The following is a 25,197-nucleotide window of genomic DNA, read 5'->3' on the forward strand; positions in this document are numbered from 1 at the left end:
GGGGGAGGGTTAGGGAGGGGGGTACGGCTCCGGCGGTGGGGATGGGACCGTGTGGTGGGCACCTACACCACCGCCAGATAGCGGGTATCGGTCGGCTGGCGGGCCAGGTCGCGCAGCACCAGCAGGCCCTGGCGGACCTGATCGATGCTGTCGGGGGAGCCGAGGCAGACGCGGATCGCCTCCATCTCCGGCCGGCGGCCGACCGCGAAGACCTCGGTGGGGGCGATCATCACGCCGCGCTGCCGGGCCTCGGCGACGAAATCCACCGCGCGCCAGGGGGCGGGAACATGCATCCACAGATGATAGCCCAGCCGTGCCGCGTCGCCGGCCAGCAGGCCGAGAATGTCGCGCGCCAGCGCCTGGCGGCGCGCGGCCTCCCGCCGGCGATTCTCGGCGATCTGGTCGGCCCGCCCGGCCTCGATCCAGTGCATCGCGATCTCCGCCATCAGCGGCGGGGTCATCCAGGTGGTGGCGCGGATCGACGCCAGGATGCGCTGCTGAAACCGCTCCGGCGCCACCAGGAAGCCGATGCGCAGCGCCGGGGCCAGGCTCTTCGACAGGCTGCCGACATACAGCGTCTGCTCAGGCGCGATGCTGGCGATGGGGGCCGGCGCGTTGGGGGCGAGGAAGCCGTAAATATCGTCCTCGACGATCGCCACATTGTGCCGTTCGGCGATATGCGCCAGGGCGCGGCGGCGATTCTCGCTCATGATCGCGCCGGTCGGGTTCTGCAGGGTCGGCACCAGGTACAGCGCCTTGGGCGAGAAGCTGCGGCAGGCGACCTCGAACGCTTCCGGCATCACGCCCTCGCCATCGACCGCGAGGCCGCGCAACTGCACCTGCATCATCTCGGCGATGGCGCGGATGCCGGTCCAGGTCAGCGCCGCCGACAGCACCACATCGCCCGGCTCGGCCACCGCCGCCATGGCGGCGCTGATGGCGTGCTGCCCGCCGCCGGTGATCGTCATGCGCTGCGGGTCGACCAGCAGCCGGTGCTGCCGCGCGATCCAGCCGGCGAAGCTGGCGCGGTGGCTCTCGAAGCCGCGATAATTCTGATAGGGCAGGAAGGGGGAGAGGTCATTGCGCTGGGACAATTCCTCCAGGCTGGCGCGCAGCGCCGCCTCCGCCAGCGGCTCGGGCGGTGGATAATTCAGGCTCATATCGATCATGCCGGCGGGCGGCGGCACCGGTTGGAAATAGACATCGGTGCTGTTGCGCTGGGCGATGAAGGTGCCGCGCCCGACCTCGCCGACCAGCAGCCCCTGGCGCTGCGCCTCGGCATAGGCGCGGGTCACGGTGCCCACGGTGACATGCAGGTGATAGGCGAGATCGCGATGTGTCGGCAGCTTGTCGCCCGGCTTCAGCCGGCCGGCCTGCACGTCGAGCGCCAGGGCCTGCGCGATCGCCTGATAGCGCGGCCCCGATATTGTATCGATGTTTGGCTGCCACATTGTCATGAGGTCAATCTAACAATTGACGCTACATCGTGACAATCCATAGCATTGTCCGGGTACAATAAATTTCGCGGCGGTCTGGCCAAGGGCCGCCGGGCCTGCTTTGCTCGGCTCGATTTCGCGAAGAAAAGGGAGCGATGGATGATCGACCGACACCAGATCGAGCAGGCGGCGGCCCTGGTGCATTCCGTGATGGCGCCGACGCCGCACCTCTGCTGGCCGCTGCTGGCCGAGCGCGCGGGCTGCGAGCTGTGGGTGAAGCATGAGAACCACACCCCCATCGGCGCCTTCAAGGTGCGCGGCGGCCTGACCTATATGGACGATCTGAAGCGCCGCGCGCCCGAGACGCCGGGCGTGATCGCGGCGACCCGCGGCAATCACGGCCAGAGCGTCGGCTTCGCGGCGAAGCGCACCGGGATTCCGGCGGTCATCGTCGTGCCGGTGGGCAACAGCCGGGAGAAGAACGCCGCCATGCGCGCCCTGGGCGTGGAGCTGGTCGAGCATGGCGATGATTTCCAGGAAGCCTATGAATTCAGCCAGCGGCTGGCGGCGGATCGCGGGCTGCACATGCTGCGCTCCTTCCACCCGATGCTGGTGGCCGGGGTGGCGACCTATGGCTACGAGTTCCTGTCGGCCCGGCCTGACCTTGAGGTGGTGTATGTGCCGATCGGCCTAGGTTCCGGCATTTGCGGGATGATTGCCGCGCGCGACGCGCTGGGGCTGAAGACCGAGATTGTCGGCGTCGTCACCGAGGGGGCGGCGGCCTACAAGCTGTCCTTCGAGCAGGGCAAGCCGGTCTCCACCAACTCCGCCGACACCATGGCCGACGGGCTGGCCTGCCGGGTGCCCGATCCGGGCGCGCTGGAGATGATCCTGAAAGGGGCCGCGCGGATCGTCGCGGTGTCCGATGCCGAGATCAAGGCGGCGATGCGGCACTACTACACCGACACGCACAATCTGGCCGAGGGCTCCGGCGCCGCCGGCCTCGCCGCCATCCTGAAGGAGCGCGAGAGCCTGCGCGGCCGCAGGATCGGCACCGTGCTGTCCGGCGGCAATATCGATCTGGACCTGTACCGGTCCGTCCTGAACGAAGCCTGAGGGTCACGCCATGACCGAGGAACTGTTCCGCGCCGATTCCTACCTGAAGAGCTGCGAGGCCATCGTCGTTTCCGCCGGGCCGGAGGGCATCGTGCTTGACCGCACGGTGTTCTACCCCACCGGCGGCGGCCAGCCGGGCGACAGCGGCGCGCTGCTGCTGGCCGACGGCACGGCGCTGCCGATCCTCGATACCCGCAAGGGCGAGGCCGGCATTCTGCACCTGCCGGCGGAAGGGGCGACGCTGCCTTCCCCCGGCGACAGGGTGACGGCGGAGATCGACTGGCAGCGCCGGCACCGGCACATGCGGCTGCACACCGCCATGCACCTGCTCTGCGCCTCCATCGCGGGCGGGGTGACCGGCGGGCAGATCGGCGACGGCAAGGCGCGGCTGGATTTCGATTTGCCGGAGGTCACCTTCACCAAGGAGGAGCTAAGCCAAAAGCTGGCCGCCCTGGTCGCCGCCGACCATCCGGTCGCGGCCCGCTGGATCAGCGACGCGGAGATGGCCGCCCAGCCGGAGCTGGTGCGCACCATGTCGGTCAAGCCGCCCAGCGGCAGCGGCAAGGTGCGGCTGCTGGAGGTGGCGGGCGTCGACCTGCAGCCCTGCGGCGGCACCCATGTGGCGCGCACCGGGGAGATCGGCGCCATCGCGGTCGCCAAGATCGAGAATAAGGGCAAGCACAACCGGCGCATCACCATCGCCTTCCAGGAGTGAGGATTCTTCCGATGCCGCAGATCCCGATTTACCAGATCGACGCCTTCACCGACCGGCGCTTCAAGGGCAATCCGGCCGCCGTCTGCCCGCTGGAGGAGTGGCTGCCGGACGCGCTGATGCAGGCCATCGCGGCGGAGAATAATCTGGCCGAGACCGCCTTCTTCGCCCCCCTGCCGAAGGGCGAGGGCGAGGGCTACCGGCTGCGCTGGTTCACCCCGGCGGTGGAGGTCGATCTATGCGGCCACGCCACCCTGGCCAGCGCCCATGTGCTGTTCCGCCATCTGGGCCACCAGGGCGACGCGATCCGCTTCGAGACCCGCAGCGGCGCGCTGGTGGTGACGCGCGAGGGCGAGATGCTGGCGCTGGATTTCCCGGCCCTGCCGCCGGCCCCGGCCGAGGCGCCGGCGGGGCTGGCCGAGGCGCTGGGCGGCCAGCCGCGGGAGGTGCTGCGGGGCGCCAACAAGTTCCTGCTGGTGTTCGAGCGCGAGGCGGATGTGGCCGCCCTCGCCCCGGACTTCCGGGCCCTGCGGGAGATCGGGCACAGCTACCGGACCGGCTTCCTGGCGTCCGCCCCGGGGGATGAATCGGGCGTCGATTTCGTCTCGCGCTATTTCGCCCCGGCGCATGGCATCGACGAGGACCCGGTTACCGGCTCGGCGCATTGCGTCTCCACGCCCTACTGGGCGAAGCGGCTGGGCAAGGCCGAGCTGACCGCCCGGCAGATTTCCCCGCGCGGCGGCGAACTGTTCGTGACCGACCGGGGGCAGCGCATCCGCATCGCCGGCCGGGCGGTGGATTACCTGGCCGGCGCCATAACCGTCTGAGCCTTTCGCATGAACATTCTCATCCGTCCGGCGGAAGGGGCGGCCGACATGGCGGCCGCCGCCTCGCTGTTCCGGCGCTATGTCGACTGGCTCGGCGTCGATCTCGACTTCCAGGATTTCGCGGCCGAACTGGCCGGCCTGCCGGGTCTGTACCGCCCGCCCGGCGGCGATTTGCTGCTGGCGGTGCGCCCAGGGATGGGCCTGGGGATGGACCTGGGCGACGCCGTCGGCTGCGTGGCGGTGAAGCCGCTGCCCAAGCTGGGGCCGGGAACCTGCGAGATGAAGCGGCTCTATGTGCTGCCGGAAGCCCAGGGCGGCGGCCTCGGCCGGCGGCTGGCCGAGGCGATCATCGAGCGCGCGCGGGAGCTAGGCCATCGCACCATGGTGCTGGACACGCTGGACCGGCTGACGGCCGCCATCGCCCTGTATGAGCGGCTGGGTTTCGCCGACTGCCCGCCTTATTACGCCAACCCGCTGCCCGGCGTGCGCTATATGCAGCGGGCGTTATGATTCCCGCACCGGCACTTTATCTGAAAGCCGAATCAAGGGGTAACGGCCGGTTGCTTCATGTGCTGGATAAGCAAAGCCATGTCCCGCGCGCGAAATGCCGATGCGGGCCAGGCTACCGCAAAAACAGTACTCTTTGGTTAGAAAATCACTGTACAAGTGAAAATAATAATAACCTAAAGACAATCGGAAGCATGTGAGGCCATAAATCCTATACTGCCTTTGATTTCGGTCGTCGGAAATTTCAAATCCTGGATCGATATACGTCAATAGCGGCTCCAGGATTTTATGTAACTGTCAAAATTGGCCTTTTATGCTGCTATTCACGCCGTTGCGGCCCTGTAAGTCACACTCGTTGCAAAAATACAACGCTTGTCGTTTCCGCTGTATTTATAGCGATCTAACCGCAGTTTGCCCTTGTGCGCCTGGGGGCGGAACAGTTACAACCGATCAGCGTTTGAACAAGCGCTGTAAGTGCGTCCACCGCCTGACGAGTTTCAGGGATGTCGTCGACAGCGGTGTTCACCAACGGTTAGAGCGGCGATTGCCGGCTCAATTTGGGGAAGCTGGGGAGGTCTCTAGTCGGAGACGCCCGAGGGGAACCGGGAAACTAGGGAGCTATACATAATGGCCAGTACTTTTATCGTCGGCACCGATGATGCCGACCTGTTGAACGGCGCAGCCGGCAACGACACCATTCGCGGCCTCGGTGGTGACGACACCATCAACGGTTCCGAAGGCAATGACGATCTCGATGGCGGCGAAGGCAACGACCTGCTGATCGGCGGCGCTGGTGCCGACAGCATCCAGGGTGGTTTCCAGAGCGACACCATTGAGGGCGGCGCTGGCGACGATGTCCTGCGCGGCGGCAAGGGTCTCGACAGCATCGACGGTGGTGCTGGTGATGACACCATCTATTCCGGTCTGGGCGAAGACACCCTGATCGGCGGCCTGGGCGCTGATGTGTTCGTGGTTCGTGGTGCTGATTCGAATTTCCCCAACGCGCTGCTCGCTCCGACCATCACTGATTTCAATGCGGCTGACGGCGACACCATCGCCATTCAGGGCGCCACCTCCGAAGATATCGCTGAGATTCTCGCCAGTCAGGAGACTGTTGAGGGTGGTGTGCAGCTGACTTTCGGCGACACGGTGATTGTTGTTGAGGGTGTTTCTTCCCTCGATGTTACCCAGGTGCTGACCGAAGACGAGGCCATTTCCGATCCGGCCGACGAGGGTCTCTCCCTGGATCTTACCACGGGCGACGATGCCCTTGAAGGCTCCGCACGGAACGATACCTTCAGCGGCGGCCTGGGCACTCTGAATGCCAACGACATCGTTGAGGGTGGTGCTGGCGATGACGTGCTCAATGTCCGTCTTTCCGGTGCTGGCGGTGCTGCGACGATCATCGGTGTTGAGCGCTTCAACATCGAAACCATTGCCGCTGCTTCTTCTTTGGCCCTGACCAACGTCTCTGGTCTTGAGACTGTTGGCGCTTCGGGTGATGAGGACCTCGCTCTGACGGCCGCGGATAGCGACCTCACCGGTCTGAACCTCGCCGGCTTCGGTGGCGATTTCTCCGTGGCCTACGAGGCGGGTGCCTTTGATGGTGACGAAGATGCCGTGACCGTGACGCTGGGTGGTGCCGACGATATGGGCATTACCATCGCTGACGTAGATAGCGATGAAATTGAAACTCTCAACATTGTTGCCGGCGGTGCTGGCGCCAGCTCGGCGGCGTTGACTCTCACCAACGTCACTGTTGGCGAATACGTCATCACCGGTGCTCAGGCTCTGGAACTCACGGCGGCTGCTCTCAATGGCGCGACAGTCGACGCTTCTGGTGCGACCGGTACTGTGACGCTCGTTACTGCGGAAACCACTGTCGATGGCAGCGATTTCGATGGTGTCGATCAGTTGAACCTGACTGGTGCCACTGCTGCTGTCACCGTCAACGCAGGTGTTGTGGTTGAGTTGCAGGCGGCTACTGCTGCTGTGGCCAGCATCGTTCAGAATGATGCGGACGTTGCGGGCTCGCTGGATGACGAGCTGACCGTCAACCTCAATGGCGATGCGGCTGCCGTTACTTTCGGCTCCACCTCGCTGACGATTGACGACATCGAGACCATCAACCTGGTGTCGACCACTCAGCAGGACGATCCGTCTGCCACGACGAACACCGTGACCGCGTTGAATGCGGACTCCTTGGAGACCCTGAACATCTCGGGCGATACCAATCTGGTCATCGATTTCGTTGATCAGGTCGATATCCTGAATGCTTCTGAGCTGACGGGCAATCTGGATGCCGATCTGTCGACCAACACTCAGGCGGTGCAGCTGACCAGCGGCGCTGGCGACGATGTGCTGGTGGGTAGCGATTTCAACGACGCCATTACCGGTGGTGCTGGCGATGACGAAATCACTGGCGGTGCCGGTGTTGACGTTGCGACCGGTGGCGATGGTGAAGATAATTTCATCTTCTCCACGGCTGATATCGACACCACGCTGGGTGCCGTTACTGACGAGATCACTGATTTCGTCAGCGGTACTGACACCATCGAGCTTACTGTGATGGGCGCTGGCGACGGCACCACTTATGTCGAAGCGACGGAAGCGGCTGACTCCTTGGCTGACCTGCTCACTGCTGCAGGGACTGCTCTGGACGGCACTGTCACGATCTATGTGGGTCAGGTGGGTAGCGACTCTTACGTGGTCACTGATGCGGATGGCACCGGCTACACCGATGTCATCAAGCTGACCGGCGTTGCTCTCGACGGCGTTGAGGCTGCTGACTTCGTCTAATACTCAAGACAGTCCTCTCCGCGAAAGCGGGGAGGGCGCCTTTGAAGGCCGCCTCCTCGGAGGCGGCCTTTTCTTTTTTCGGGAGATTTTCCATGCAGATACTTGCCGATTCGATCGGCCAGCTCACCGTCGCCAATGGCGTGTTGCGGGTGCAGTTGATCCAGACCGGGCCGGATGGTCAGCCGCGCGAAGCCGGGGTGCTGACGATTCCCGCCGCGCAGGCCGCTCCGTTCGCCAATCAACTGGCGCGCGGCGTCACCGAATTGGCGGATAAGGTGAAAAGCCGGCAGGAAGAGACCATGGCCGAGGCGGCCATGAAGAAGCTGGCGAACTGAGCCTGCCTTCCGGCGTCCGCCGCCCGGATGCGCGCCCGGCCCCGCGCCCAGATATCGGGCCTGTCCCCGCCCCAGGGCGGGGCGGCCCTTTTCTTTTGCGCGGCGGGCGGGTAAGCCAGAGGCACGCGATGCGAAAGGGCGGGGGAAAGCGATGAGCGACTGGACGTCGGGCTATGTGGCCGAGCTGGAATATGCGCAAGGCGTGTACCGGGAGATGGCGCCGGCGCTGCTGCGCCTGAACCTGCTGCTGAAGCAGGCCGATGCGCAGGCCCTGGAGGCGGCCTCCTCCTCCAGCGGGGCATCCTCCGGCAAGCCGCTGCGCTATGCGGAGCTTGGCTGCGGCCACGGTCTGACCGCCATGATGATCGCGGCGGGGCATCCCGGCGCGGAGGTGCACGCCACCGACTTCAACCCGACCCATATCGCGGGCGCCGCCCGGATGGCCGCGCAGGCCGGGCTGACGAACATCCGCTTCTACGAGCATAGTTTCGCGGAGTTCCTGGCGGCCGACGATCTGCCGATGTTCGACGTGGTGGCGCTGCATGGCGTCTATAGCTGGATCAGCGACGAGAACCGCGCGCTGATCCGCGACTTCCTCTATGCAAGGCTGCGGCCGGGCGGGCTGTGCTACATCTCCTACAATGTGCTGCCCGGCTGGGCGCCCGCCATGCCGATGCGCAAGCTGATGCTTGAGCTGGGCGAGGGGGGTAGGGCGCAGCCGATGATCGCGCGGGTCGACGGCGCGCTCGATTTCCTGGGCAAGCTGCAAAAGGCCAATGCCGGCTATTTCAGGCACAACCCCACGGCGGCGACCCGGCTGGAGGGCATGCGCAAGCACAGCCGCAACTATCTCGCCCATGAATATATGAACCGGCACTGGAACCTGTTCTATCACTGCGACGTGGCGCGGGAGCTGGCCGAGGCGAAGCTGAGCTTCGCCGCCTCCGCGCATGCCGGCGACCAGGTCGATGTCGTCAATCTGACGCCGGACCAGCAGCAATTGCTGGCCTCCGTCGCCGATCCGGCGATGCGCGAGACGGTGCGTGATTTCTGCGTGAACCAGCAATTCCGCCGCGACATTTTCGCCAAGGGGCTGCTGCGCCTGGGCCAGCAGGAACAGGCGGCGGCCCTGGGGGCGACCCGCTTCGCCCTGACCGTGCCGCGCGCGAACCTGACGCTGAAGGTGAGCCTGCCGGTGGGCGAGGTGAATTTGCAGCCGGGCATCTACGAGCCGGTCGCCGACGCGCTGGCGGACCAGCCGCGCACGCTGGCCGAGCTGCTGGCGCTGCCGGCGCTGAAGGGGATCGGTCATCACAAGGTGCTCCAGGCCCTCGTCATCCTCACCGCCGGCGGCCAGGCGGCCCCGGCGCAGGATGCGCCGGCGGCGCGCGCCGCGAAACCGGCCTGCGACCGGTTGAACGCCGTGCTGATGGAGCGCGCGCGCACGGCCGCCGATATCACCTATCTGGCGAGCCCGGTCGTCGGCTGCGGCATACCGCTCGACCGGTTCAGCCAGCTCTTCCTGCTCGGTCGCAAGCAGGGCCAGAAGAATCTGCCGGCGTTCGTCTGGTCCATCCTGGCGGCCCAGGGCCAGCGCATCGTGAAGGAGGAGAAGACGTTGCAAACGCCGGAGGACAATCAGGCCGAATTGAAAACCCGCGAGCAGGATTTTGTGGAAAAGACCCTGCCGCTCCTCACCTCCCTCGGCATTGCCTGAGGGCGGACCAGGGTGGGCCAGGGCGGCGCGCGGCGGTTTGCCGCGCCGGCTGGACCCGCAGGACGCACTTCGTTATAAACTCACTGTACTTTAGGCGAGGCTGGCGCGGCTGGCCGGCGCCCGAGCCCTCATCATAAAAGCGAACGAGCATGCAAACTGCTAGATCGGAAGCCGGAGCGGCCATTCAGCAATGCCGGGGCATGCTCGTGGCGACGGCCGTGTTCAGCTTCTTCGTCAATCTGCTGCAGCTGGTGGCGCCGCTCTTCATGCTCCAGGTCTATGACCGGGTGCTGCAAAGCCGCAGCAAGGAGACGCTGGTGGCGCTGGTGGTCATCGCCATCGCTCTGCTGATCGTCATGGGCCTGCTGGAGATCATCCGCAGCCGCGTGCTGGTGCGCATGGGCGGTAAGATCGACCAGATCATGGGCGGGCGCCTGTTGCAGGCGCTGCTGGAGGTCACCAACCGCACCGGGCGCGGGCAGGAGGCGCAGGTGCTGCGCGACCTGGAGACGCTGCGCGGCTTCATGACCACCAACGGCATCTTCGCGCTGTTCGATTCGCCCTGGGTGCCAGTGTTCCTGTTCGTGATGTTCCTGTTCCACCCGATGATCGGCGCGGTCGGGCTGATCGGCGCCATCGTGCTGTTCGGCCTGGCGCTGGCGACCGAGCTGCGCACCCGCGATCCGCTGCGGCTGGCCAGCGCGCACGCCTCGCGCGCCAATGATTTCGCCGAGACCAGCCGGCGCAACGCCGAGGTCGTGCAGTCGCTGGGCATGATCGGCGGGGTGCGGCGCAAATGGCAGGCGATGCACGATTCGGCGCTGGCCCTGCAGGCGGTAGCCAGCGACCGCGCCGGCTCGATCTCCGGCATGACCCGCGCCTTCCGCTTCGCCCTGCAGATCGCCATCCTCTCGGTCGGCGCCTATTACGTGCTGCAGCATGAGGTGACGCCGGGCGTGATGATCGCCGGCTCCATCATCATGGGCCGCGCGCTGGCCCCGGTGGAGCAGGCCATCGGCATCTGGCGGCAATTCATCCAGTCGCGCAGCGCCTATGGCCGCATGAAGGAATTGCTGGCGAAGGCGCCGCCGCGCCCGCCGGCCATGCCGCTGCCGGCCCCCGAAGGCCGCCTGTCGGTCGATAAGGTCGTGTTCGGCCATCCCGGCGGCAAGCCGATCCTGAAGGGCGTGTCGTTCAATCTGGAACCGGGCGAGAGCCTGGGCATCATCGGCCCCAGCGCCGCCGGCAAATCGACGCTGGCGCGCATCATCGCCGGGGCCTGGCTGCCGGTTGCCGGCACGGTGCGTCTGGACGGCGTCGACCTGGCCACCTGGGACCGCGAGGATGCCGGGCAATATATCGGCTATCTGCCGCAGGATGTGGAGCTGTTCGGCGGCACGGTGAAGGAGAATATCGCCCGCTTCCAGGATGCCGAGCCGGACCAGATCATCGACGCCGCGCGCAAGGCCGACGTGCATGAGATGGTGCTGCACCTGCCGAAGGGCTACGAGACCGAGATCGGCGAAAGCGGCTCCATGCTCTCCGGCGGCCAGCGCCAGCGCCTGGGCCTGGCCCGCGCGCTGTTCGGCAATCCGCGCTTTATGGTGCTGGACGAGCCGAACTCGAACCTCGACACCGATGGAGAGGAGGCGCTGCGCCAGACGCTGATCCAGCTGAAGCAGCAGGGGGTGACGGTCGTGGTCGTCGCCCATCGCCCGTCGATCCTGTCGGTGGTGGACAAGATCCTGCTGCTGCGCGACGGCCTGCCGGAGATGTTCGGCCCGCGCGCCGACGTGCTGGCGAAGCTGACCCGCCCGGTCGCGGCGCCGCAGCAGATCGCCGGTCGCCCGGCCGCGCGCGGCGGCGCCCAGCGTCCGGCCCCGCGCCCGGCCGGCGCGCCCCCCTCCGCGGCCGGTCCCGCTGCTACGGGCGGTGCGACCGCAGCCCCCGCCGCAGGCAAGAGCCAGGGCCAGGAATCGGCCACGTCCCCCGAAAACAACGCCAAGCCGGCAACCGGCGGAGGTGATGCATGAAGGCGATCGGACAGATTCAACCGGTGAAGGCGTTGCCCGGCCCCGGCGGTTCCGCCGGCAAGGGCGGCGGTGCGCTGCCCGAGGTGAAGACCAGCGCGCGCGGCCCGGTCCTGGCCGGGGCGATCATCATCGCCGTGATGTTCGGCGGCATCGGCACCTGGGCGTCCGTCGCCCAGCTCGATGCCGCGGTGGTCGCCGCCGGCACCATCAAGGTCGAAGGCAACCGGCGCACCATACAGCATCTGGAAGGCGGCATCGTCTCCGACATCCTGGTGAAGGACGGTGATTTCGTCGAGAAGGACCAGGTGCTGGTGCGCCTCGATTCGATCCGCCCGAAGGCCAATATGCAGATTGTGCGCGGCCAGCTCGACGCCGCGCTGGCGCTGGAGGCGCGACTGGTCGCCGAGCGCGAGGGGCTGCCGGAAATCGTCTTCCCCGAGGATCTGCTTGATCGCATGAGCGTGCCGGAAGTGGCGGATTCGGTGCAGGGCCAGTTGACCCTGTTCAAGGCCCGCAAGGCGGCCATCGAAGGCCAGATGAACGTGCTGACCAGCCGCATCTCGCAGCTTAAGGAAGAGATCAAGGGGCTGACCGAGGAGCGCGCGGCCAACAGCCGCCAGATGGCGATCCTGAAGGACGAGATCAACAGCATCTCCGGCCTGGTCGATCGCGGGCTGGTGGCCCGTCCGCGCCTGCTGGCGCTGCAACGCGCCGTCGCCGACCTGGATGGCGAGAATGCGCGGCTGACCGGCAACCTCGCCCGCCAGCAGCAGGCCATCGGCGAGGCCGAGCTGCAGATGCTGCAGATCAAGAACCAGTTCCGCGAGGAGGTCGCGGGCCAGCATCGCGAGGTCGAGGCGCAGATTTTCGACCTGCGCGAGCGCATGACCGCCTCGATGGACGTGCTGAACCGCATCGAGATCAAGGCCCCGCATGCCGGCTATATCGTCGGTCAGAAAGTGTTCACCATCGGCGGCGTGATCCGCCCGGGCGATCCGATCATGGATATCGTGCCGGCCGGCGAGAATCTGGTCCTGGAGGCACAGGTGCGCCCGGAGGATATCGACAATGTCGGTATCGGCCAGGAAGCGGACGTGATGCTGACCGCTTTCAAGTTTCGCACCACGCCGACCGTCTCCGGCAAGGTGATCTGGGTTTCCGCCGACCGTTTCACCGACGAGCGCACTGGCAACGGCTATTACATGGCGCGGGTGCAGGTGAATTCGGAGGAACTGGCGAAGCTGGAGCATGTGACGCTCCAGCCCGGCATGCCTGCGGAGGTGTTCATCAAGACCGGCCTGCGCACCCCGATGTATTATCTGCTGGAGCCGCTTCTGCAGAGCATGAACCGAGCCTTCCGCGAACCGTAAGCCGGTCCGTCGAATGCCTAATCGCATCATCCTGCTATCGGGGCGGCCCGCCGCCTATCATGTCGCGGCGGCGCTTGAGCAGCATCGCGCCGGCCTGGATATCCTCTACGCCTCCACCGCTGAACAATTGGCCGAGGCGGCCGACGCCATCGACGGCGCGACGCGGCTAATCGGCTTCTGCATCGATGTGGTGGTGCCGCCCGCCATTCTGGAACGGCTGCCGGGGCCGGCCTATAACATCCATCCAGGCCCGCCTGCCTATCCCGGCGCCTTCCCGGGCGCGCTGGCGCTGTATGACGGCGCGACCCGCTATGGCGCGACGCTGCATGAAATGAGGGTGCGGGTGGATGACGGGCCAATCGTCGGGACGCTGGCTTTCGACGTGCCGGCCGATGCTACGCTGGCCTGGCTGAAGGCGCGCAGCCAGAAGGCGGCCTTCCGGCTGCTGCTGCATTTCGCGCGCGGCCTGGCGACGCTGGACGCCCCGCTGCCGCATCTGGCGGGGGAGCGCTGGGGCGAGCGGCGCGCCAGCAAGCGCTATGTTCGCTCGCTGGCGCTTATCACCGACGATCTGCCGCCCGAGGAGGCCGCGCGCCGCCGCCGGGCCTTCGCCGACGAGCCCTGGCTCCAGAAACCGGCTTAATAACCCCCCAGCCTTAAACCCCCAGGCGAAGATCGATCGCCGGCTTGCCGCCCTTGATCAGCGTGTCGATCAGGCCGAGCTGCGCGGGCAGGCAGATGCGCTTCAGGTCGTAGCGGTCGATGATGGTCTGGCGCGCGGCAACGCGCAGCGCCGCCATGCGGTCGGGATGGTCGAATACCGCATCCACCTTGTCGGCGATATCGGAGGGCGAGAAGAAATCGGCCAGCAGCCCGTTCACCCCATCCTCGATTACCTCCTGCACCGGCGTGGTGGCGGAGCCGATGACCAGACAGCCAGCCGACATCGCCTCCATCATCGACCAGGACAGCACGAACGGGTAGGTCAGGTAGATATGGGCCTGGGAGACCTGCAATATCTTCATGAAGCCGTCATACGGCACGCGACCGACGAAATGCACGCGGTCCTTGTCCAGCGTCACCGTCTTCATCAGCTCTTCGCGGTACATCTTGCCGTCCGGCAGGCGGCGGCCATAGCTGACATCGTCGCCGCCGACCACAAGAAAATGCGCGTTCGGCCGGCGGCGGCACATCTCCTCCAGCGCCTTCATATAGATGTGGAAGCCGCGATACGGCTCCAGATTGCGCGAGACATAGGTGACCACCTCGTCCTTGCCGGTCAGCGAGACGCCATTGGGCAGCACGATGCGGGCATCTGCGCGGGGCACCAGCAGGTCTGTGTCGACGCCGTCATGCACCACCGAGATGCGGTCCTTATACACGTCGGGATGGACGGAGCGCTGCCAGAAGGTCGGGCTCATGCCCCAGTCGCAGGCGTCCAGGCTCAGCAGATTGACCGTGTTCTTGACGCGCAGCCGGAAATGATCGTCCATGCTGTTGGGGTATTCCGGGTCGAAATCGCAATCCGCCCCGGTCGCCCGGTAGAAGAATTCGAAGAAGCCCAGCAGCGGCACGTCGGGATACACATCCTTCACGAACAGCGCCTCGCCCCAGCCGGGATGGGCGCAGATCACGTCCGGCCGCCAGCCCTGGTCGCGCAGCTTCATCAGCACCCGTGCGACCGCCTGGCCGTGCAACACGCCATTCTCCGCCGAACTCAGGTAATGATGGGTCTTGGGGTTGACCTGGCGATGGAGCTGGTAATCGATGCGCCGGATGCCCTGGACATTGTTGCCGTTCGGTTTGGATATGAAGACGATCTCGTTCTTCGGATCCTGCCGTAAATGCTGCACCAGATGCTTGTATTGTCCCGGGCAATTCTGGTGAATGAACAGAATCCGCACGCCGTCTCTCCTGCTTTATCGGTCCGCCCTTTGTACGGGGCCGCGCGGTGGCTGCCAATAGCCGGCATCGTCGCGGCGGGATTGTATGTGCAGTGCATTTCTGATAATCAATAATCTGATCTGGATTCTTCGAAAGAACGCCCCCATGCTGGCTCCCTCTCAACTCGGCCAAACGACCGATTCCAAGCTGCTGCGCCAGGAGGCCGGATTGTGGCTGAAGCAGCTGCGCGAAACCCGCAAGCTGACGCAGCGCGAGCTGGCGGAGCGGGTTAACATCAACTACTACACCTTCATCTCGCAGATCGAGGCCGGCAAGGGCCGGGTGCCGCCGGAGAGCTATCAGCTCTGGGCCGATGCGCTCGGCGTCGAGCGGGTCGAGTTCGTGAAGCGGCTGCTGGCTTATTATGACCCCTTCACCTACCGCGCGCTGTTTGCGGACGAAACCGGGGCGGAGATTCTGGCGATAGGCCGCTAAGCGGCGCATTGCGCGGGGAATTGGGTCTGGACCTGATCCGGAGAACAGATTAAGCGTGGTGGTTTAAGGTCGAGCAAGCAGTAGCGGCAGGCAGATGACGGCACAGATCATACCTTTCCAGGCGGTTGCCCGCCCGGCCCAGGGATGGACCGAGCAGGAAAAGGCCGAGCTGTTTCGCTGCATGGAAATGCTGTCGAAGGCGGGCATCGCCTATGAGACCACCTTCGGCGCCAGCGACGAGGGCGAGCCCTGGCTGGTGTTCGAGAATCCCGATACGGAAGAAGTCAGCGTCCATATCGCGCGCATCGGCGGCGAGTTCGTCGCCTATAGCGCACCGACCGACGAGACGCTGCGCGGCAGCGATTTCCGCGACCTGCTGCACCAGATGATGCTGGCGCGCCGGCACGAGGCGGGCATCGCATCGAACAATGTCTATCATCTGGTCGCCAACGCGGTCACCGGCTTCGCCATCTTCGTCGCCACCGCGCTGCTGGCCAACGAGGCCGAGGCGGCGACTCTGCGCGAGTTGATCGGCAAGCTGCTGACCGTCGAGGCGGATGCGGACGACGCCACGATTTCACGCACCGGCACCGATCTGGGCGCGCTGCTGCTGAGCCAGAGCGTCGCCGGCCGCGCGCCGTCCGACGAGACGGAGCAGGCGGCCGAGCCGTCGGAAAAAGGCGCGCCGGAGAAGGCGGAGCGCCAAGCCTATCACGAGGCGGTCGTCCTGCCGGGGCAGACCGGGCCGGCCGAGGATGACGCGGCGGCGCGGCATCGCGCGGCGGAGCAAGCCGCGCTGGATTCTCACGCCCAGGCGACCGGCCTGGAGGTGACCGGCACCGAGGGCGACGATGTCCTGACTGGCGGCGATGGCGATGACCGGCTGGTCGGCGGTGCTGGCAACGATACGCTGCTGGGCGGTGGCGGCGACGACCTGCTTGAGGGCGGGGCGGGCGACGATCAGCTTCATGGCGGCGATGGCGACGACCAGCTCTTCGGTGGCGCCGGCGACGATTGGCTGCTGGGCGATGGCGGCGACGACTGGCTGCATGGCGAGGATGGCGCCGACTACCTCGATGGCGGGGCGGGCGACGATACGCTGGATGGCGGCGCCGGCGACGATACGATCCAGGGCGGTGCCGGCAAGGATTCCGCGCTCGGCGGCATGGGGCACGATTCCATCGATGGCGGCCTGGGGGCCGACACGTTGCAGGGCGGCGCCGGCAACGACACGCTCGCGGGCGGCAATGATGGGCCCGAGGATCATGACCTGCTGCTGGGCCAGTCCGGCGAGGACAGCCTGATCGGCGGCGGCGGCAGGGATACGCTGGATGGCGGCACCGGCGACGACACGCTGGTCGGCGGCCAGGGCGGCAGCCTGCTGATCGGCGGCGAGGGCGACGATACGCTGATCCATCTCTACGAGATCGATAATGGCGGCAAGACCATCATGATCGGTGGCGAGGGCAAGGATATCTTCCTGCTGTATGGCGACCGCAACGCGCTGATCGAGGATTTTAACAGCCGCGAGGATTCGCTCAGCATTACCGAGGTGACGCTGCTCGATTTCGCCGTGAATGGCGCGGATATCCGGTCCTTGTTCGCCAATCCCGAGGTTGCCGAATTCATCCTGGAGCAGGGGCTTCAGAGCGCGTTCGACGATATTCTGTCGATGCTCTGAGGCGGTGCGGCTGGCTCTTCCGCAGGCCGTGCCGTGGTGCTAAAGTCGGAATTCACAGGCATGGGCGATCCAGCCCCTGCATAATGAGCGACAGCGGTCGCTGCGGTTCATGAGCAAGCGTCTCAACATCCTGGCAAGCCTGCTTCTGCTCCTCGCCTTATTGGCGGGGAAGGCGGAGGTGCAGACCGTTTGGCTGGATGTTTCCGCCGCTGGAGTCGCCCGCACAAGCGCCAGCATGAGCGGCCTGCCCCTCGACGAGGTCGGCCTCATACCCTCGCAGGGGCTGCCCCGCACGGCGGATATGCAACGCCGGGCGCGCGACGCCGATGCCGCCCCCACCATCGTCGCCTTGCCGGGCAGCAAGGCTGTCCAGGCTGCCGCCGGCAACCATCCGCCGGGCCTCTGGCGCGCCATCGGCCTGTCGCCGTTCGGTCGGCCGGACGGCGAGGATCTGGTCCTCGGCCAGTCGCGCCAGCCGCGCGCCCCTCCCGCTTCCTCGATTTCGGCCTGATCCGGCCCCGGTCCGACGGACCCTGGCCGGCTCCGCCATCGGCGCATCAGCGTCAGGTGGCTTGCTGAATAAGCCGACGGCACCCGCGCGCCTTCAGTCGCGCCAGCGGGGCCGGTTGGCCCGAGGGAGTTCATCCGATGATCGTCGCTTCCCTGTTGTTTGCCGCGAGCGTCATGTTCGTGGCCGTCATGCTGCGCTTTTCCCGCCGCCCGAATCCCCCAGGCTGGGTGAATAGCTGGTTGATCACCGACATCGCCACCGCGCTGGCGATTGGCGCTTTCGCCCTGTCCGTCGGCTTTACGATCGAGTTCCTGGTCAATTTCTCCGACCACCCGAACCGCATTGTGGAGCTGGGCATCGGGGTATTGGCGGTGGTCGCCGTGGTGATCGGCTGGCGCTGGTGTCTTGGCCAGCTCGGTCACGACAAGGCGGCCCATCCCGGCGGTCAGCCGGTCGCCGACTAGCGCGCCTTTTACGCTTCCGTCTTCTTCCAGGCCCGACGGCCGGGAATACGAGATCGGCCCGGGGACGGGCCGATACGCTGGCGACGCCTATCTGTCGCCAGCGGGTCTGCGTCCTCCATGGATGTAACGGCGTCACTGCCATCCATGCCGTTCATCCAACTTAAAGCCCGGATCGCCTGTCGGTCCGGGCTCTTTTTTATTGCTTTGCCATGGATCAACGATTGGCTAACCAAATGCCCCTAGGCTCGCCCGGATATGCAGAGCGAGAGGGGATTTGATGAAGCTGACGACAAGACCGACCGGAAAAGCCCGCGACTTTGCGGAGGACGAATTCCTGGTCAGCAAGACTGATGCGCGGGGGCGCATTCTGTATTGCAACGACATCTTCGTTCGTCTGGCCGGTTACACCGAGGCGGAGATGCTGGGCCAGCCGCACAGCATCGTGCGGCATCCCGACATGCCACGGGCTGTCTTCAAGCTGTTGTGGGACCGTATCTCCAGCGGCCACGAGGTCTTCGCCTATGTGTTGAACATGGCGAAGACGGGCGATCATTACTGGGTGATAGCGCATGTGACGCCCAGCCACGACGCCAGCGGGCAGATCGTCGGCTATCACTCCAACCGTCGCCGGCCCGACGCGGCGGCGCTGGCGGCGATCCAGCCGCTTTATCGCGAGCTGCTGGCCATCGAGGAAGGCGAGGCGGACCGCAAGCAGGGCATGAACCGCGCCTACGAGGCTCTCCAGGACCGGCTGAAGCAGATCGGAAAAAGCTATGATGAATTCGTTCTCTCCCTCTAAGGCAGCGCTTCTGGCGGGGCTGGCCGCCCTCGCCGGTCTGGCCGCCGCGATCCTGTCCGGCCTGTCGGGGGATTATCCGGCCGCCGTGGCCGCCGGAATCTCCGTGCTGCTGTCGCTTGCGGTGCTGGCCGGCGCGCGTTGCCTGTCCCGGCGGTTGGCGGCGGTGGCGGCGGTGTGCGTGCGCATCCGCCAAGGGGATTTCGAGGCGCGGCTGACGCGCGTGCCGGACGACGAGGTCGGGCGGCTGATGCTGGCGGTCAACAATATGATCGACGTCACGGACGCTTTCGTGCGCGAGGCCGGCGCCTCGATGCAGCATGTGCGGGAGAATAAATATTATCGCCGCATCGCGCTGAAAGGCCTGTCCGGCCATTTCCGCCAGCACGCCTCTACGATCAACGAGGCGGCCGAGGCGATCCGCCTGCGGGTGGGCGACTTCTCCACCATCGCCGGCGGCTTCGAGGAGAAGCTGCGCGAGGTGGTTCATACGGTCAGTGACGCGGCTGCCGGCCTCAGCGGCACCTCGGTGCAGCTTGCGGCGGCGGCGACCGATACCAGCGAGCGCGCGGCGACCGTGGCGGCGGCGGCCGAGCAGGCCGACGTGAACGTCCAGACCATCGCCTCGGCAACCGAGGAACTGGCTGCCTCCAGCCGCGAGATCGGCCGTAGCGCCCGCGAGACGGCGGATATCTCCGGTCGGGCCGCGACCCAGGCCGGCGTCGCGCAGGACACCATCGCCAGCCTGGCCAAGGCGGCGGAGGAGGTGGGCGAGGTTTCGCAGCTCATCGGCGAGATCGCCAGCCAGACCAATCTCCTGGCGCTGAACGCCACCATCGAGGCGGCGCGGGCGGGCGAGGTCGGCAAGGGTTTCGCCGTCGTCGCGGCCGAGGTGAAGGGGTTGGCGAACCAGACCGGCAGCGCCACCGAGCAGATCGGCAAGCGCATCCTGGAGATCCAGGAAACCACCGGCAAGGCGGTGGAAACCATGCAGGCGGTGGCGACCATCATCGGCGAGCTGAGCACCATGACCGCGACCGTGCTGACCGCCGTCGACCAGCAGAATGACGCAACGTCGGAGATCGCTCGCAGCGTGCAGGAAGCTTCGACCGGCACGCGCCAGGTGTCGGAGAATGTGGTGATGGTCAGCGACGCGGCCCGCGACGTCGGCGCCGCCGCCGGCCAGACCCGCGATTCCGCCGGCGCGCTAATCCGTCAGTCGGAAAGCCTGACGCGGGAGGTGGACAGTTTCTTCGCCGCGCTGAAGAAGGTGATCTAGCTTGCCAAGCGCCGCTTGCTCCCCGAGGGGGCGTCGAACCGCTTATCGATAGGATCCGCCATGCCGCCCAAGATCGCCCTCGCCCTCTGCAATGCCTGGCCGGAGCCCACGCCCGGCGAGATGCCTTATATCGAGGCTTTGCGGGCCGCGGGGGCCACCGTGGTGACAGGCCGGTGGAACGGCGACCAGACGCCGTTCCGCGACGCCGATCTGGTGGTGCTGCGGGCCACCTGGGATTATCACCGCGACCTGGACGCCTATCGCGCCTGGCTGGCCGCCCTGCCGGTGCCGGTTGCCAACCCGGTGCCGCTGGTGCTGTGGAACCTGGACAAGGCCTATCTGGAAGAGCTGGCGGCCAGGGGCGTCGTCGTGCCCGACCAGGCCGTGTTGCCACTCGATCTTTCGGCCGCGCGCGCCACGCTGGCCGCCAAGGGCTGGGCCAGGGCGGTGGCGAAGCCGACCGCCGGGGCCAGCGGCCATGGCGTCACGCTGGTCACGCCGGAGACGCTGGAAGAGCTATGGCCGGAGATCGCCGCCAGCATCGCGCCGCACCGGCTTCTGCTGCAGGAATTCGTGCCGGAAATCTCCAGCGGCGGGCAGGTTTCCTTCGTGTTTTATGACGGTGTCTTCTCGCACGCGGTGCAGCTCTTGCCGCAGCCCGGCGAATTCCGCATCAACGGCAAGTTCCAGCCCCGGAAAGCGCTGTTTGAGCCCGATGCCGCCGCGCTGGCGCAGGCCGAGGCGGCGCTGGCGGCCTTGCCGGGAAGGCCGCTCTATGCCCGCATCGACGGCATCTTCCGGGGCGCGCAATTCATCCTGCTGGAAGCCGAAGTGAACGAGCCCGGCCTGTTCCTCGACGTCGCCCCCGCCGCCGGCGCCCGCTTCGCTGCGGCGACGCTGACCTGGGCGCGGCGCGGATAAGCAGGGCCGGCTTACGTCCGCCGGCATCTCCCCTTCTCCCTCGCCCTGAGGAGCCGCCAGGGTGCCTGGGGGCGTCTCGAAGGGGGGCACAAAGAACCAGCTAATCGCGGCCCATGAAATGCAGCAGGCGGCTGACCAGCTTTTCCGGGGTGATCGGCTTCAACAGGAAATGGTCGCCGCCGACCTGCTTGGCCATGTGCACATCCTCCATCGACCGCCGGGCGGTGACGAAGATGATCGGGCAGGACAGGTCCGGGCGCATGTTGCGGATGCGCCGGCAGGTCTCGTAGCCATCCAGGCCCGGCATGCCGATATCCAGCAGGATCGCCGAGGGCGTGACCGAGGCCAGGATGCGCAGGCAGCCATGACCGTCGCTCGCCGGGAAGACCGAAAAGCCGATGCCTTCCAGTACCAGCTTGATGTAGCCGCGCATCTCCGCATCGTCCTCGGCGACGATGATGGAGCCGCGGTTCAGGGGCGATTTCGCCATGCGTTTCGCGGGCGGTTCAGCGCGCCCAGATGCGGCGGATCGTATCGCCAAGCGTCATGGGGTCGAAGGGTTTGGGAATGACGTCCAGCGCCCCCAGCGCCAGGTAGCGCTGCACCTCGGCGGTCTGCACCTTGGCGGTCATGAAGATGACCGGCGTGTCGGCCAGTTCCGGCAGGTCGCGCAGCTTGTGGAAGGTGGTGATGCCGTCCATGCCGGGCATCATGACGTCCAGCAGCACCAGGTCGGGCGCGAAAGCGACGGCCTTGTCGCACGCCTCTTCGCCAGAGGCGCAGGCCTGTATCTCGAAGCCGGCCACATCGACCAGCGCCAATTGCCCGATCTCGCGGATATCGGGCTCGTCCTCGACATAAAGGATGCGGTGGAGGTCGGTCATGCAGTCACTCGTTTGGCATCCAGGGCGCTTGTAATATGTTGATGCAAATCGTGATTCGCCAGCCTAAGCCTTTTTGGTCATGGTTTCGCCGGTAATTCGGGAACAGTTATGCCATAAAGCGACGCCGGTGCCCAAACCGGCGTTTAAGCGCAGGAAAGATAGAGCGACGCATGTGCGGAATCATCGGGGTCGTCGGCAAGGCGGATGTGGTCCCCTCGCTGATCGAGGGGCTGAAGCGGCTGGAATATCGCGGCTATGATTCGGCCGGCATCGCCACGCTGGTGAATGGCGGCATCGAGCGCCGGCGCAGCGAGGGCAAGATCGCCCGGCTGGAGGAGCGGGTCGCCGGCAACGGCATCCATGGCGATATCGGCATCGGCCATACGCGCTGGGCCACGCATGGCGTGCCGAACGAGCGCAACGCCCACCCGCATGCCACCGACAAGGTGGCGCTGGTGCATAACGGCATCATTGAGAATTACCGCACGCTGGCGGCCGAGCTGGCGGCGCTTGGCCATGTCTTCGCCAGCGAGACGGATTCCGAGGTCGCCGCCCATCTGATCACCCGCTATCTGAATGAAGGCCTGCGCCCGCAGGAGGCCGTCGCCACCGCGCTGAAGCGGATGGACGGGGCCTATGCGCTGGCGATCCTGTTCAAGGGCGAGCACGATCTGATCATCGGCGCGCGCAAGGGCAGTCCGCTGGCGGTCGGCTGGGGCGAAGGCGAGATGTTCCTGGGCTCCGACGCGCTGGCCCTGTCGCCCTTCGTGCGCCGCATCTCCTATCTGGAGGAAGGTGATTGGGTCGCGCTGTCGCGCGCCGGCGCTGTCTTCCACGATGCCGAGGACCGGGTGGTCGACCGCCCGGCCAAGCCCACGGCGCTGTCCGGCGCGATGGTCGGCAAGGGCAACCACCGGCACTATATGCTGAAGGAAATCTTCGAGCAGCCGGCGGTGATCGGCGAGACCTTGCGCAGCATGTGGAACCCCGCCAGCGGCATCATCGAGCTGCCGCCGGTCGATATCGACCTGGCGGCGGTCAGCCGGGTCACCATCGTCGCCTGCGGCACCTCATTCCTGTCCGGCATGGTGGCGAAATACTGGTTCGAGCGGGTGGCGCGTATTCCGGTCGATATCGATATCGCCTCCGAATTCCGTTATCGCGACAGCCCGCTAGAGAAGGGTGGCCTGTCGATCTTCATCTCGCAATCGGGCGAGACCATCGACACGCTGGCCGCCCTGCGCCACGCCAAGGCGGCGGGGCAGAAGACCATCGCCATCGTGAACGTGCCGGAAAGCACCATGGCCCGCGAGGCGGATGGCGTGCTGCCCACCCTGGCGGGGCCGGAAATCGGCGTCGCCTCGACCAAGGCTTTTACCTGCCAGCTCGTGCTGCTGGCCTGCCTGGTGATCGCCACCGCCCGGGCGCGCGGCGCCATCGACGGGGCGGCGGAGGCGCGGCTGTCCAATGCGATCGCCGAGGTGCCGTCCCGCGCGGCCGAGGTGCTGAATGGCGACGAGGGCATCCAGGCGCTGGCCGCCCAGGTGGCCGAGGCGCGCGACGTGCTCTATATCGGCCGCAACACCGGCTACCCCATCGCTCTGGAAGGGGCGCTTAAGCTGAAGGAAATCTCCTACATCCACGCCGAGGGGTATGCGGCGGGCGAGCTGAAGCACGGGCCCATCGCGCTGATCGACGAGACCGTGCCGGTTATCGTTATCGCGCCGTCCGACGATCTGTTCGAAAAGACCTTCTCAAACATGCAGGAGGTGATGGCCCGCGGCGGCAAGGTGATCTTCCTGAGCGACGAAAAAGGCTGCGCCCATATTGGCGACGCCGCCTGGGGAACCATCGCGCTGCCCGCCGTGCACCCCTTCGTGGCGCCGATCCTCTACGCCATTCCGGTGCAGCTGCTGGCCTATCACGTGGCTGTCCTGAAAGGGACGGATGTCGATCAGCCCCGTAACCTCGCCAAGTCGGTGACGGTGGAATAAGAGGTACGAGGTTATTTCTCCATAACATTAGTGAGGCAAAAAATACAGTTGACCTAAAGGGTTACGCTAATAATTATGCGGATGCATAAAATGTGTGACAGGGCTTGGAGGGGGTTGGTATGGCAACGGTAGTCGGCGGTCTTTTCGATACGTCGCGCTCGAATGGGCTTATCACCGCGGTCGATGCGGACATCATTAATTCCGTGCTGACGCGGTTCAGCATCGCGGAAACCTCGGTCCAGCAGGTGACCAGCAACACGGTACTTTCCGGCGACACGTCGCATTTCGTCGCGGTCGACCCCAACAACACCACAGGCGTGTCGGTCGTCGGCGGCGATGGCGGCGACATGGTCGTCGGCGCGGGCGGCAATGACTCCTTCATCGGCGGCGCGGGCAACGACACCCAACTGGGCGGCGCGGGGTCCGACAGCATTGTCGGCGGCGCGGGCGACGATGTTCTGCTGGGCGGCGACGGCAACGATGTCGTCACCGGCAGCACGCCGGATGGTGGCGGCGTCGCGGCTGCCTCGGGCGACAAACAGCTTGAGGGCAACCGGGGCGACGACACGCTTGTCGGCGGTCTTGGCAACGACACGCTGCGCGGCGGCAAGGGCGCCGACTCCATCGAGGCGACGGCCGGCGATAATTCGGTGTTCGGCGGCAACGACAACGATACCATCCTGGGCGGCACCGGCAGCGATACGCTGCAGGGCAATGCCGGCGAGGACAGCATCACGGCGGGCGCCGGCAATACCGAGCTGCGCGGCGGCAAGGACAGCGACATTCTTGTCGGCAACACCGGCAATGATACGCTGTATTCGGGCCAGGGCAGCGACACGCTGACCGGCGGCGCGGGCGACGATGTGTTCGGCTTCAAGGATGGCGATGGCGACAATATCATCACCGATTTCACGGCCGGCAATGACCGTATCTCCCTGGAAGGCTACGCCTTCGAGGATGTCACCGTGAGCGATAACGATGCCGGCGATGCGGTCGTCACCCTGCCGGACGGCACGACGATCACGCTGGAAGGCGTGAACGCCGCCGACGTGACCAGCGACTTCTTCCTGTAAGCATTGTCCCCTTCGGGGCGGCGACAGAAAAAGGCGTCCACCGCAGGGTGGGCGCCTTTTCGGTATGCGCTTCAAGCAACCTCATGCCGGGCCCCCGCACAGCGGCCTCTCGAAGCGTGACGTAGCCTGAACGAGTATCATCCGGAAGGAAATGGTGCTGTCTGAGGAGGCAAACTTAAACTCCCTCTTTCAGACGTTGGCGGATTGGGAAGACCAGCTAAAAGCGGTTAAAGCCGTCGTTCGAAACCATCCGCAGGGACCGACGCCATGAGCCCGTCTCTGGCAAAAAGCTTTGCCAAGGCCGCCGGTGGAGAACGTGTCAACGACGGAAAGTGCCAGCGGCCTGCGCCGTTCAGCATCCGC

Annotated in this window: 23 protein-coding genes; 19 read left to right on the top strand and 4 right to left on the bottom strand. The window is 66.0% G+C overall.

What is annotated here, in order from left to right:
* Nucleotides 1-62: 62 nt before the first annotated feature.
* On the bottom strand, nt 63-1,457 hold the full coding sequence (ehuR, locus tag AUP43_RS12340; RefSeq protein ID WP_084462778.1) for a MocR-like ectoine utilization transcription factor EhuR: 1,395 nt from the start codon (nt 1,455-1,457) through the stop codon (nt 63-65).
* Nucleotides 1,458-1,595: 138 nt separating this feature from the next.
* On the opposite strand from ehuR, the gene AUP43_RS12345 reads away from it, so the two are divergent.
* From AUP43_RS12345 to AUP43_RS12390, 10 genes are all read left to right on the top strand, one after another.
* The gene (locus AUP43_RS12345) at nt 1,596-2,552 is read left to right on the top strand and encodes a threonine dehydratase (protein WP_067557405.1); all 957 of its coding nucleotides are present in this window, start codon (nt 1,596-1,598) and stop codon (nt 2,550-2,552) included.
* A 10-nt stretch (nt 2,553-2,562) separates the two neighbouring features.
* Nucleotides 2,563-3,267, top strand: a complete 705-nt coding sequence (locus AUP43_RS12350; RefSeq protein ID WP_067557408.1) for an alanyl-tRNA editing protein — start codon at nt 2,563-2,565, stop codon at nt 3,265-3,267.
* 11 nt (nt 3,268-3,278) lie between these two features.
* Complete coding sequence (locus AUP43_RS12355; protein ID WP_067557411.1) at nt 3,279-4,091, top strand: PhzF family phenazine biosynthesis protein; 813 nt, start codon at nt 3,279-3,281, stop codon at nt 4,089-4,091.
* 9 nt (nt 4,092-4,100) lie between these two features.
* Nucleotides 4,101-4,601, top strand: coding sequence for a GNAT family N-acetyltransferase (locus tag AUP43_RS12360; RefSeq protein ID WP_067557414.1), 501 nt, complete (start codon nt 4,101-4,103; stop codon nt 4,599-4,601).
* 624 nt (nt 4,602-5,225) lie between these two features.
* Nucleotides 5,226-7,397: a beta strand repeat-containing protein gene (locus AUP43_RS19600; protein ID WP_067557417.1), complete on the top strand. Its 2,172-nt coding sequence runs from the start codon at nt 5,226-5,228 to the stop codon at nt 7,395-7,397.
* A 92-nt stretch (nt 7,398-7,489) separates the two neighbouring features.
* Complete coding sequence (locus AUP43_RS12370; RefSeq protein WP_067557420.1) at nt 7,490-7,732, top strand: hypothetical protein; 243 nt, start codon at nt 7,490-7,492, stop codon at nt 7,730-7,732.
* Nucleotides 7,733-7,883: 151 nt separating this feature from the next.
* A complete protein-coding gene (locus AUP43_RS12375) occupies nt 7,884-9,449 on the top strand; it encodes a class I SAM-dependent methyltransferase (RefSeq protein ID WP_067557423.1) in 1,566 nt (521 codons plus the stop codon).
* Nucleotides 9,450-9,598: 149 nt separating this feature from the next.
* Complete coding sequence (locus AUP43_RS12380; protein ID WP_157089340.1) at nt 9,599-11,482, top strand: type I secretion system permease/ATPase; 1,884 nt, start codon at nt 9,599-9,601, stop codon at nt 11,480-11,482.
* The gene (locus tag AUP43_RS12385) at nt 11,479-12,852 is read left to right on the top strand and encodes an HlyD family type I secretion periplasmic adaptor subunit (RefSeq protein ID WP_084462780.1); all 1,374 of its coding nucleotides are present in this window, start codon (nt 11,479-11,481) and stop codon (nt 12,850-12,852) included. Before AUP43_RS12380 ends, AUP43_RS12385 begins: the two co-directional genes overlap by 4 nt.
* A 13-nt stretch (nt 12,853-12,865) precedes the next feature.
* Nucleotides 12,866-13,495 (top strand): formyltransferase family protein, encoded by a 630-nt coding sequence (locus tag AUP43_RS12390; RefSeq protein ID WP_067557426.1) that lies wholly within the window; start codon nt 12,866-12,868, stop codon nt 13,493-13,495.
* A 13-nt stretch (nt 13,496-13,508) separates the two neighbouring features.
* Here the strand turns inward: AUP43_RS12390 and AUP43_RS12395 are convergent, their stop codons facing one another.
* Nucleotides 13,509-14,756 carry a glycosyltransferase family 4 protein gene (locus tag AUP43_RS12395; RefSeq protein ID WP_067557429.1) on the bottom strand — a complete coding sequence of 416 codons (1,248 nt, stop codon included), beginning with the start codon at nt 14,754-14,756 and terminating at the stop codon, nt 13,509-13,511.
* Between the two features lie 145 nt (nt 14,757-14,901).
* Between AUP43_RS12395 and AUP43_RS12400 the strand changes: the two genes are divergently transcribed.
* From AUP43_RS12400 to AUP43_RS12430, 7 genes are all read left to right on the top strand, one after another.
* Entirely contained in the window at nt 14,902-15,231 is a 330-nt protein-coding gene (locus AUP43_RS12400) for a helix-turn-helix domain-containing protein (protein WP_067557432.1), read from the top strand.
* Between the two features lie 94 nt (nt 15,232-15,325).
* Nucleotides 15,326-16,912, top strand: a complete 1,587-nt coding sequence (locus tag AUP43_RS19250; RefSeq protein WP_067557435.1) for a calcium-binding protein — start codon at nt 15,326-15,328, stop codon at nt 16,910-16,912.
* A gap of 109 nt (nt 16,913-17,021) precedes the next feature.
* A complete protein-coding gene (locus tag AUP43_RS12410) occupies nt 17,022-17,423 on the top strand; it encodes a hypothetical protein (RefSeq protein ID WP_067557438.1) in 402 nt (133 codons plus the stop codon).
* Between the two features lie 137 nt (nt 17,424-17,560).
* A complete protein-coding gene (locus tag AUP43_RS12415) occupies nt 17,561-17,887 on the top strand; it encodes a hypothetical protein (RefSeq protein WP_067557441.1) in 327 nt (108 codons plus the stop codon).
* Nucleotides 17,888-18,164: 277 nt separating this feature from the next.
* On the top strand, nt 18,165-18,686 hold the full coding sequence (locus tag AUP43_RS12420) for a PAS domain-containing protein (protein WP_067557444.1): 522 nt from the start codon (nt 18,165-18,167) through the stop codon (nt 18,684-18,686).
* Nucleotides 18,661-19,962, top strand: coding sequence for a methyl-accepting chemotaxis protein (locus AUP43_RS12425; protein ID WP_067557447.1), 1,302 nt, complete (start codon nt 18,661-18,663; stop codon nt 19,960-19,962). Before AUP43_RS12420 ends, AUP43_RS12425 begins: the two co-directional genes overlap by 26 nt.
* Before the next feature lie 60 nt (nt 19,963-20,022).
* Entirely contained in the window at nt 20,023-20,883 is an 861-nt protein-coding gene (locus AUP43_RS12430; RefSeq protein WP_067557450.1) for an ATP-grasp domain-containing protein, read from the top strand.
* 100 nt (nt 20,884-20,983) lie between these two features.
* On the opposite strand, the gene AUP43_RS12435 is transcribed toward AUP43_RS12430, so the two are convergent.
* Together AUP43_RS12435 and AUP43_RS12440 are read right to left on the bottom strand one after the other, a co-directional pair.
* Complete coding sequence (locus AUP43_RS12435; protein WP_067557453.1) at nt 20,984-21,373, bottom strand: response regulator; 390 nt, start codon at nt 21,371-21,373, stop codon at nt 20,984-20,986.
* A gap of 16 nt (nt 21,374-21,389) precedes the next feature.
* Nucleotides 21,390-21,767, bottom strand: a complete 378-nt coding sequence (locus AUP43_RS12440) for a response regulator (protein WP_067557456.1) — start codon at nt 21,765-21,767, stop codon at nt 21,390-21,392.
* Between the two features lie 170 nt (nt 21,768-21,937).
* On the opposite strand from AUP43_RS12440, the gene glmS reads away from it, so the two are divergent.
* Nucleotides 21,938-23,761, top strand: a complete 1,824-nt coding sequence (gene glmS, locus AUP43_RS12445) for a glutamine--fructose-6-phosphate transaminase (isomerizing) (protein WP_067557458.1) — start codon at nt 21,938-21,940, stop codon at nt 23,759-23,761.
* 119 nt (nt 23,762-23,880) lie between these two features.
* Complete coding sequence (locus AUP43_RS12450) at nt 23,881-24,834, top strand: calcium-binding protein (RefSeq protein ID WP_067557461.1); 954 nt, start codon at nt 23,881-23,883, stop codon at nt 24,832-24,834.
* The last annotated feature ends 363 nt before the right edge of the window (nt 24,835-25,197 follow it).

Origin of the sequence: Oceanibaculum pacificum (assembly GCF_001618175.1) — a bacterium.
Classification (GTDB): domain Bacteria; phylum Pseudomonadota; class Alphaproteobacteria; order Oceanibaculales; family Oceanibaculaceae; genus Oceanibaculum; species Oceanibaculum pacificum.

Excerpts from the sequence above, each read along its gene's own strand:
- ehuR (WP_084462778.1), bottom strand. The coding sequence starts at position 1,457 with ATGACAATGTGGCAGCCAAACATCGATACAATATCGGGGCCGCGCTAT.
- AUP43_RS12345 (WP_067557405.1), top strand. The coding sequence starts at position 1,596 with ATGATCGACCGACACCAGATCGAGCAGGCGGCGGCCCTGGTGCATTCC.
- AUP43_RS12350 (WP_067557408.1), top strand. The coding sequence starts at position 2,563 with ATGACCGAGGAACTGTTCCGCGCCGATTCCTACCTGAAGAGCTGCGAG.
- AUP43_RS12355 (WP_067557411.1), top strand. The coding sequence starts at position 3,279 with ATGCCGCAGATCCCGATTTACCAGATCGACGCCTTCACCGACCGGCGC.
- AUP43_RS12360 (WP_067557414.1), top strand. The coding sequence starts at position 4,101 with ATGAACATTCTCATCCGTCCGGCGGAAGGGGCGGCCGACATGGCGGCC.
- AUP43_RS19600 (WP_067557417.1), top strand. The coding sequence starts at position 5,226 with ATGGCCAGTACTTTTATCGTCGGCACCGATGATGCCGACCTGTTGAAC.
- AUP43_RS12370 (WP_067557420.1), top strand. The coding sequence starts at position 7,490 with ATGCAGATACTTGCCGATTCGATCGGCCAGCTCACCGTCGCCAATGGC.
- AUP43_RS12375 (WP_067557423.1), top strand. The coding sequence starts at position 7,884 with ATGAGCGACTGGACGTCGGGCTATGTGGCCGAGCTGGAATATGCGCAA.
- AUP43_RS12380 (WP_157089340.1), top strand. The coding sequence starts at position 9,599 with ATGCAAACTGCTAGATCGGAAGCCGGAGCGGCCATTCAGCAATGCCGG.
- AUP43_RS12385 (WP_084462780.1), top strand. The coding sequence starts at position 11,479 with ATGAAGGCGATCGGACAGATTCAACCGGTGAAGGCGTTGCCCGGCCCC.
- AUP43_RS12390 (WP_067557426.1), top strand. The coding sequence starts at position 12,866 with ATGCCTAATCGCATCATCCTGCTATCGGGGCGGCCCGCCGCCTATCAT.
- AUP43_RS12400 (WP_067557432.1), top strand. The coding sequence starts at position 14,902 with ATGCTGGCTCCCTCTCAACTCGGCCAAACGACCGATTCCAAGCTGCTG.
- AUP43_RS19250 (WP_067557435.1), top strand. The coding sequence starts at position 15,326 with ATGACGGCACAGATCATACCTTTCCAGGCGGTTGCCCGCCCGGCCCAG.
- AUP43_RS12410 (WP_067557438.1), top strand. The coding sequence starts at position 17,022 with ATGAGCAAGCGTCTCAACATCCTGGCAAGCCTGCTTCTGCTCCTCGCC.
- AUP43_RS12415 (WP_067557441.1), top strand. The coding sequence starts at position 17,561 with ATGATCGTCGCTTCCCTGTTGTTTGCCGCGAGCGTCATGTTCGTGGCC.
- AUP43_RS12420 (WP_067557444.1), top strand. The coding sequence starts at position 18,165 with ATGAAGCTGACGACAAGACCGACCGGAAAAGCCCGCGACTTTGCGGAG.
- AUP43_RS12425 (WP_067557447.1), top strand. The coding sequence starts at position 18,661 with ATGATGAATTCGTTCTCTCCCTCTAAGGCAGCGCTTCTGGCGGGGCTG.
- AUP43_RS12430 (WP_067557450.1), top strand. The coding sequence starts at position 20,023 with ATGCCGCCCAAGATCGCCCTCGCCCTCTGCAATGCCTGGCCGGAGCCC.
- AUP43_RS12435 (WP_067557453.1), bottom strand. The coding sequence starts at position 21,373 with ATGGCGAAATCGCCCCTGAACCGCGGCTCCATCATCGTCGCCGAGGAC.
- AUP43_RS12440 (WP_067557456.1), bottom strand. The coding sequence starts at position 21,767 with ATGACCGACCTCCACCGCATCCTTTATGTCGAGGACGAGCCCGATATC.
- glmS (WP_067557458.1), top strand. The coding sequence starts at position 21,938 with ATGTGCGGAATCATCGGGGTCGTCGGCAAGGCGGATGTGGTCCCCTCG.
- AUP43_RS12450 (WP_067557461.1), top strand. The coding sequence starts at position 23,881 with ATGGCAACGGTAGTCGGCGGTCTTTTCGATACGTCGCGCTCGAATGGG.